7 protein-coding genes are annotated in these 7,705 nt (G+C 45.6%); 3 read left to right on the forward strand and 4 right to left on the reverse strand.

All coding sequences use genetic code 11. From position 1 onward, the window contains the following. The first annotated feature begins 150 nt into the window (after positions 1–150). Both A3751_RS19415 and A3751_RS19420 read left to right on the forward strand, forming a co-directional pair. Positions 151–1,377, forward strand: a complete 1,227-nt coding sequence (locus A3751_RS19415) for a trans-acting enoyl reductase family protein (RefSeq protein WP_068458607.1) — start codon at positions 151–153, stop codon at positions 1,375–1,377. A gap of 253 nt (positions 1,378–1,630) precedes the next feature. Further along, positions 1,631–1,954: a hypothetical protein gene (locus tag A3751_RS19420; protein ID WP_068458610.1), complete on the forward strand. Its 324-nt coding sequence runs from the start codon at positions 1,631–1,633 to the stop codon at positions 1,952–1,954. Positions 1,955–2,181: 227 nt separating this feature from the next. Here A3751_RS19420 and A3751_RS19425 read toward each other — a convergent pair whose 3' ends face one another. The 3 genes from A3751_RS19425 to A3751_RS19435 all read right to left on the reverse strand — a co-directional run bounded on the left by A3751_RS19425 (position 2,182) and on the right by A3751_RS19435 (position 4,835). Further along, entirely contained in the window at positions 2,182–3,180 is a 999-nt protein-coding gene (locus tag A3751_RS19425) for a DUF1254 domain-containing protein (protein WP_068458611.1), read from the reverse strand. Between the two features lie 86 nt (positions 3,181–3,266). After that, positions 3,267–4,337 (reverse strand): DUF1254 domain-containing protein, encoded by a 1,071-nt coding sequence (locus A3751_RS19430; RefSeq protein WP_082863392.1) that lies wholly within the window; start codon positions 4,335–4,337, stop codon positions 3,267–3,269. Between the two features lie 69 nt (positions 4,338–4,406). Then, the gene (locus A3751_RS19435; protein WP_068458608.1) at positions 4,407–4,835 is read right to left on the reverse strand and encodes a GFA family protein; all 429 of its coding nucleotides are present in this window, start codon (positions 4,833–4,835) and stop codon (positions 4,407–4,409) included. A gap of 523 nt (positions 4,836–5,358) precedes the next feature. Here A3751_RS19435 and A3751_RS19440 point away from each other — a divergent pair. Next, positions 5,359–6,018 carry an ABC transporter substrate-binding protein gene (locus A3751_RS19440; RefSeq protein ID WP_255376104.1) on the forward strand — a complete coding sequence of 220 codons (660 nt, stop codon included), beginning with the start codon at positions 5,359–5,361 and terminating at the stop codon, positions 6,016–6,018. 262 nt (positions 6,019–6,280) lie between these two features. Here A3751_RS19440 and A3751_RS19445 read toward each other — a convergent pair whose 3' ends face one another. Beyond that, entirely contained in the window at positions 6,281–7,630 is a 1,350-nt protein-coding gene (locus tag A3751_RS19445; protein ID WP_082863391.1) for a serine hydrolase, read from the reverse strand. Positions 7,631–7,705 lie beyond the last annotated feature (75 nt).

The following is a 7,705-nucleotide window of genomic DNA, read 5'->3' on the forward strand; positions in this document are numbered from 1 at the left end:
TCAAATTGCGCACTGATGTGCATGTGAACTCTGCTTTCTCTCAAACGTTCGCTTTGCCTGAGCCGCCCTCGCAACGCTATATAGAATTAAGGCATCAGAGTACTTTTACTCTGCCTCTTTGTTGATAAAGAATAATTGGAGAAAAGCATAATGTCAGATTCACGCGAGTACGACGTGATTATATGGGGTGCTAGTAGCTTTACTGGTCGCTTAGTGGCTGAGTTTTACCTGAACACCTATGGCCTTGATGGCGAACTTAAGTGGGCAATGGCAGGGCGCAACCAAGCAAAGCTTGAAGAGGTTCGCGCAGAGCTGGGTAATACGGATGTGCCTATTTTAATTGGTAACAGCCTGGACGCTGCGAGTCTAAAAGAGCTTGTTAGCAAAACGAAAGTTATTTGTACGACCGTTGGGCCTTATGCGCTTTATGGCAGTGAACTGGTTGCAGCTTGTGTTGAAGCCGGTACAGACTATTGTGATCTCGCTGGTGAGACGCAATGGATTCGCCGTATGATCGATCAGCACCATGAGCGTGCTCAAGAAACAGGCGCACGCATCGTGCACTGTTGTGGTTTTGATTCTATTCCTTCCGATATGGGAACCTACTTCATTCAGAAGAAAGCCAAAGAATTAAAAGGCGAATATGCAAAAGCAGTAAAAGTGCGTGTTAAGTCGATGAAGGGTGGCGCGAGCGGCGGTACGATTGCCAGTATAAACAACGTGCTTGCTGAAGTGGCTGAAGATAAAGCGTTGTTCAAATTGCTGAATAACCCTTACACACTGAACCCGCGCGATGCCATGACGGGTGACGATAAACCTGACCTGCGCAGCGTGAAGTTCGATGAGGACGCGGACAGCTTCATGATGCCGTTTATCATGGCCGCGATTAACACGCGTGTTGTACGTCGTAGTCATGCTTTAGCGGGTTTTCCGTACGGGAAAGACTTTACTTACGACGAGACGATGATGACAGGCAAGGGCTTATCTGGTCGGATGAAGGGCTTTGGCGGTTTGCTCGGTTTGGCTGCAATGCTTGGTGGTAAGCCCGGCGGCTTATACAAAAAGCTAACGGCTAAGTTTCTTCCAGCGCCCGGCGAGGGGCCATCTAAGTCAGAGCGTGAGGCGGGCTTTTGGAAATACTTGGTGATCGCAAAAATGCGTGATGGCTCTCTGCTGAAAGGTTTTGTGAGCGGTGATCGTGATCCGGGTTACGGTTCAACATCAAAAATGCTTGGTGAGGCCGCGGCTTGTTTGGCCCTTGATAAAGATAAAACACCAGACCTGAAAGGCATGCTTACGCCGTCCACTGCATTAGGTGATGCCTTGCTGGAGCGTTTGCAACAAAAAGCGGGTTTGAAATTCGAGATTCGCTCTTAACAACCTTGTCTCGCTAATGAACGCGTAAAACGGGCTGCACCGAAGTATGGTGCGGCCTTTTTTATTTGAGTAGCAGAATCGAGAATGAATGGAGCTCATCCCTAACTCAAGCCTAACTCATACCTAACTTAAGCCTAATTTAAGCGAAACTTAAGCAAAACACCGCTGGAGTTCCGGTAGGATGCAAAACATCAAAGGGAAGTGGTAATTTCAACTCCCTAAATCAATCTATCGATTACAAAGTATGAGCCCTATGTCCGAAGATCCATTAAAAGCACTTTCAGAAATGGCCAGCGAAGCGCACAAGCAAATTCAGGCCAGCCACGAGCATATCAATCCTGTCCTGGAGGTGCGCCGCGGAATGCGGGACTCGGGCATTCCTGCTGACGTGATGACCATTGACTGCTTGCGCACGCGTCGCCGTATTACTCTTATTCTGCACGATCAACAGCCCGGTGTGCTGCTGTATCAGTTTATTACGATGGAAGAAGAGGTAGGTAATGACTTTCAGAGCATGGCGTTCTCGGACATGGATAGTCAAAAACTTTTTCAGTGGATAGAAGAATATTTTGGTTAAGGGTTGAATTTATCTACGTATTGTTAGCAACTGAGAGAGCGGTAGTTGGGAGGCTTTTATTAGATATGCAGTCGATAGATCGGTAATTGATAGATAGACTCAAAATAAGAGTGCCAGAGTCGCACCGTTTTTTGCTTGTCTCAATCCGATCTTTGCGCACCGCACATTACGCGTTAAGACGCTTGCGCTGTGCGTCAGCCGCCAAGTGTCTTAACGCGTCATTTAACTCACTGCTCTAAAAGCGTTGGTGTGGGGATTTGGTACGCTTCCATTTTGTCTAGAATTGGCTCATAAGCTCGAAGGAGCAGATCCCAGTTGTCTGCAACGAGAAGAACGTTCCTGGAGCCCTCAGGGCAGGAGCCAAAGTGAACAGTGAATGTTCCATCCTCGTTATATTTTAAGTTGTAGTCATTCAATATTGACTGCTCGTTAGTGATCCATCCTTCCTTGTCGTACACGGTAATTGAGAAAAAACCTGTATCGTTAATTGGAGGCTTTTCAAAGGTTGCGACGGAGCAGTTTTTGCTGTCAGCGATGCCCTCTTTGCTGTAGTACGAAATGTATTGGGCATTTTCATCTGGCAGCAGCCCCCAACCTAAAGCCGTTCCGTAAAGGTGCATTTGCTTATCTACTTGACCATGCTTTCCTTGCATATTTTTTAGGGAGCCCAGCTTACTTCCTTCTGCTACTAGCTCAGCTCTTATGGCTAATAGCTGATCCATATCATAGGGAGGCATAACATGTTCTTTTTTCGTGGGCGTTGATACCTCAATTTGCGATTGGTACCGCTTTACGTTTTCAAGATCTTTGGGGTCGTTCGGGTTTATTCTCGTTCTTGCAGTAATGAGTGCAAAGTCTGTTTGGCTTTCGATCTCATAGGTACCGGGTTTGGTGAACACTTGATCAATATAATGGTCATTTTGCACAATCATGACAGAGAGATAGCGGCCATCGTCTGTCTCAGGGATCGTGACGGTCCCTCCATTGCTCAAATCAGCAACATATCCTGAGTAAATCGTATCCCTGTTCATTCTAACAACCGTTTGGTTATCCAGCGGGGTGAGCCCTGGAAAGTGAAACCACTGGTTAGAGCCAACGAGCTTGGTGATATTCTGAAATGCCAAGTCTGATTCTGCCCACTCATAGTTATCGAGCGTGACGGGTAGTACTTCGGCCATAGCCGAAGTCGAAATCATGAGAGCGGTTAAACAGGTTTTTATTTTCATAGATAAGCCCTTGTTGTCAATTAACCGTGTTGAGCGGTGCATAATTCGCCCCAAAGCCGGTTTGGGGCAGTAAGTTCTAGCGGTTTTCATAACGTTTCAATTTTTATATTCTGCTCTGCGTTTTTCATGTAACTCATGATTTCGTCAACACTTGATGGCGCATACAGTCTGATCAAAATAGACCAGTTCTCAACGACATCAATATTGTTTTGTAGCTCCGGAGCATTGAAGTGGAACGTATAGCTGCCATCAGCATTCGGTGTCGCTGTCGTATTGTTTAATGCGAAATTCTCTTTCGCGATCCAGCCTTCTTCGTCGTAGGTTGTCACGGAGAAAAAACCGCCTTTTTCATAATTTAGCGGTGGAGCGGGCAGAGTGATTTTGCTCGGAGCGCCTTTTCTCGCGTCTCCGGCTGGTTGTATTGTATTCAGGTAGGCAGCGTCTTTGATCGGTAGACCAAAAATACCAACGGCTGAAGCAATCAAGAATTGCGTTTCTTCTACCTCATCTGATGTGCCAAAGTAATATTCTGGCTTGTCGGCTTCAGCCATACGCGCTTTCAGTGCCTTCCGCATAGTATCTAGGCTAGTTGTTTCAAATCCTTTCGGTTGATACGGAATGGAAGAATGACTCTTGATCATTACAGCGTCTTGATGTGCATGCGCCTCCTTGTAGCCTTTTTCATCCAGAGATCGGACGCCTGTTCGCATGTTCAAAAACAAGTGACTTCCCAGTGCGACATCCTTCGGCGTAAAGGTTTTTTCCTCTCCAGGATAAATAGAAGCGATGGTATATTGATTTTCATCGATCACCTGGATCACTGAAAACACATCCCACTCTGGATTAGTTAATGTCGCTCCTTGTGAAATATCAACGACGGCGTGGCTATACATAACGTCTCTGTTTTCGCGCACCACAAATTGGTTGTCTATGCTAGACATCTCTCTAGAGTGTCTGAATGTGTTCACAGGGTGCTCTTTTGAATGATTCGCCATGTAAAGATCAGTTTCAGCAATCGTGAAATTCCTTTCGTCGACGACGATCTCACCGTTTGCGTTTTTTTCGAACGCATAAGAGGCGTTGCTTTTTGAATCTGTGCAGCCGGCTAGTGCGAAGGTAGTTAATATCGAGAGTAAACATAGTCGCTTAAAGGCCATCTTTGGTTCTCCTGAGAGTGTGCGATTATTTTGACGTTCCAATGCTTTCATTCTCTTTGTCTAGTTTGTTTAATCTTCGTAAAGAGGTCCATCTACTCCACGAAGGTATTTGGGGAGTGGGTCTTTTAAATCTATTACGCGCTGCTCATAAAAGAAATGCTTATTTGATCGAAGCTCCTTAGGTAATACTCCGTTATTGCTCTTTGCGATTAAAAGTTGTGAGACAACTCTCCAGTTCATGCCATTCGTATTAAATAAAACCTCTCCACACGCACTGCAAAAGTGTTTTTGCATCTTTAAGACGGGGTGTTGATAAACGGCGATGATCTCTTGGCCTTTATCGACAGAAACACTGTCTTCTTTCCATGCAGTGACAGAGTGATAGGGCGTAGCTAAAAGATCTCGGCAGTCTGTGCAGTGGCAAAAAGCATGAACAATCGGTTTGTCGTGCAACGTAATACAAACGGACTGGCAGGCGCATGCTATGTTGTAAGCCATAAGGTTCTCCTTTGGGCTGCATTGAATTCAGTGCGCGCATGTTTATCTTTATCTTCAGCGAACATACAAACCAAAACTACGCGTCAATGTCGGGTCTGGCTCGCTCCTTAAAAGTCCGCCACCTCGATATTGCAGAGTCAAAGCGATAGTTCAAGCAGTATCTAGCTCGTTGTGATTGGCGCTTATCTTCTTCAGAGAGATGGGCGGTTCGCATCTCTGAGCGCCTACGGGCCGTTTCGTCGAAGATGGACTAACGTAGAAACATAGTCAAAAGTCGTACTCGAAAAAGACCTCTGTTTCTCGGCAAACTAAATGGCGATTGGTCAATCTGAGGGCATTGCTTTGTGCTCAGTAGACGCTTAAGGTAAAGAGGCTACTGAATGGCTTTGTACGACTGAGCTAAGCTTAATATTTTTCTAAACGTTAGGTGCTCTTAATGCGCTTTAAAACGTGTGTTGCAATTTTTATCGCACTATTCAGTTTGAATCTGTAAGCTGAAGAAGGCCTGCGTATTGATGTAGCTTTGGGAGAATGGCCGCCCTATCTATCAGAAAGCTTGGAGAATAAAGGAGCCGTTGCTCAGCTAATCACGGACATTTTTGCAGAGGAAGGCATTGCGGTAAATCTCAATTTTTTCCCATGGGGAAGAGCCTATGCAGAAACAGCGAATGGCGCTCAAGACCTGATGGGCGTGTGGATGCACAAGCCGGAACGTGAGGCAGACTTTTATTACAGTGATCCCGTGCTCACCGAAACGTTCGTGTTTTTTCATCTCAAGACATTTTCTTTTCAATGGGAAAGTCTCAGTGACCTTGAAGAGCTAACGATTGGCGGCGATATCGGTTACAGCTACGGCTCTGCATTTGATGCCGCGTTTGATGCCGGGAAATTAATAATTCATCGCGTTGCCACACCCAAGCAAAATTTCGAGAAGCTAATTCGGGGACGAATACAGGTTTATCCTCAAGAACTCAATGTGGGATATGCTGCATTAAGCCAATATTTTTCGGAAAAAGATGTGCAAAAAATTACGCATCATCCGACCGCCTTTCTGAAAAACAAGAGTTACGTATTGTTTCCGAAAAAACTCAAGAGCAGCCCGTCTCTACTTGCAACATTTAATGCGCGATTGAATCAGTTTAAGGAAACCGGGCGTTACGCCGAATACTTTGATCAAGACTAAGCATAAGCACAAAACGCTGTAAATGGATCAAAAGTGCGACCAAAATCACTTTGTCTAAACCACCGCCTAAATAATTTTCGTGAAACTGAGAGCGGGCGGCTCTTATGGGCAGAGCTACTGATTAGTAGCTCTGCCCATAGTTGAACATCTGCTCAACCATAGCTTATGCGGGGTTTCGTTTAAAGGCAGAGCGCAGTACGCTCAAACCATCTAGCGCAAACATACCTGACATAATCCGATCCACCCGATTATGTTTGTTCTGTTATTGATCAGCTAGCGCTTTTGCCGCAAGTCTAAAGTAGGCTGGCGCTTTGCTTTCTCCGTAGCCAGAGTGGTATGGAGAATTCGAGAGTGCAATGGCCGCAAAATCTCGATTCGGATCCATATAGATCATCTGATTCATATTGCCGCTTTTCGCCATTGCTCCATCGTCAAAAATGAAATCAAACTGATAAGCATTGCTTATCGCATATTCATTAAACGATCCCATAGAGCTTTTACGTTTTGATGCATTTTTATAGCGAGCCGGCTCGCCATCTGCATAGATCAGATCTAGATGTTCACGCGAAACGACTTGCTCCGTTGCAACCGCTGACCAGCTAGGCGTAAATAACGCAGCGAAGCGAGCCATATCCTCAGGTGTTGTTGACAAAAAACCTACTGGCATCGCTGATCCGCCCGGTGCAATATTAAAGAAAGCCGGCTGACGCGCATAAACCTTAGACCAAACACGATCCTCAAACACTTGTGTCCAAGTTTTATTTTCAACGTTCTCAATTAGCTGCGTTAATACTTGGGTGTTGAGTGAAGCGTAACGGAAAACATCTCCCGGCTTTTCGCCCTCTAAAGGTTTCTGATCTCGGGCAACGTCTATCCAGTTTTTCTCGCTATCTGGCCGCACATCGCCACCTGCTGCTATAGATGAAAAATACTGAACGACTGCTGATTCCGGATTTAGGATCGACTCAAGCGTTTCTTCGTTGTCCAGGCCTGTTGTCATGTTCACGACACTGGCGACAGAAAGGGTATCCCAAATGGTACCTTTGAGCTCTGGTACATATTTCGTTACAGGCTGCTCCATTTCGACCTTACCCTCAGCGACAAGCATGGCCATAATTAAGCCAACAGTCGTTTTTGCAGAGGAAGCCCAGATTTTTCGATCAGAAGGCTTCATTCCTGGATAAGCCTCATAAACTACTTTGCCTTTATGTACGAATATAATTGCTTGAAGCTTAAAAATAGGGTGTTCGACATACTCCGCTAAGCTTAACTCGCCTTGGCCAGTCTGTGTTGTTAGCGCTGCTAGCTCCGGTTTTATATCTCGCACTAAGGGCTTGTAAGCCATGTTTGGGGATGCGATGCCGGTTTGCATCATCTCGCTCATGTGCAAGTTGTAGTAGAGCGAGTGATCGCCTGCCATTTGCCAATGCATATTGCTAAAAGACTGGCGAGCACTTCTCACAAACTCAGGGCTAAATGGCTCTTTTGCGGCGCTTACAGGCAGTTCGGGTAAAGCCCCAGGTTTTTTCAATGCTTCTTCGATCGGATTGGTTTCAGCAAAAACGTTTCCAGAAGCGGTGATTGCTAATGAATATAAAATAACTCTCAACATTCTGATTCCTTTTTTAATCCCTTCAACTCTGATTAGCTCTAATAAGCTTGACGAAAAACAGCAGCACAGGCGCTT

Source organism: Oleiphilus sp. HI0080 (assembly GCF_001635135.1).

Excerpts from the sequence above, each read along its gene's own strand:
- A3751_RS19415 (WP_068458607.1), top strand. The coding sequence starts at position 151 with ATGTCAGATTCACGCGAGTACGACGTGATTATATGGGGTGCTAGTAGC.
- A3751_RS19420 (WP_068458610.1), top strand. The coding sequence starts at position 1,631 with ATGTCCGAAGATCCATTAAAAGCACTTTCAGAAATGGCCAGCGAAGCG.
- A3751_RS19425 (WP_068458611.1), bottom strand. The coding sequence starts at position 3,180 with ATGAAAATAAAAACCTGTTTAACCGCTCTCATGATTTCGACTTCGGCT.
- A3751_RS19430 (WP_082863392.1), bottom strand. The coding sequence starts at position 4,337 with ATGGCCTTTAAGCGACTATGTTTACTCTCGATATTAACTACCTTCGCA.
- A3751_RS19435 (WP_068458608.1), bottom strand. The coding sequence starts at position 4,835 with ATGGCTTACAACATAGCATGCGCCTGCCAGTCCGTTTGTATTACGTTG.
- A3751_RS19445 (WP_082863391.1), bottom strand. The coding sequence starts at position 7,630 with ATGTTGAGAGTTATTTTATATTCATTAGCAATCACCGCTTCTGGAAAC.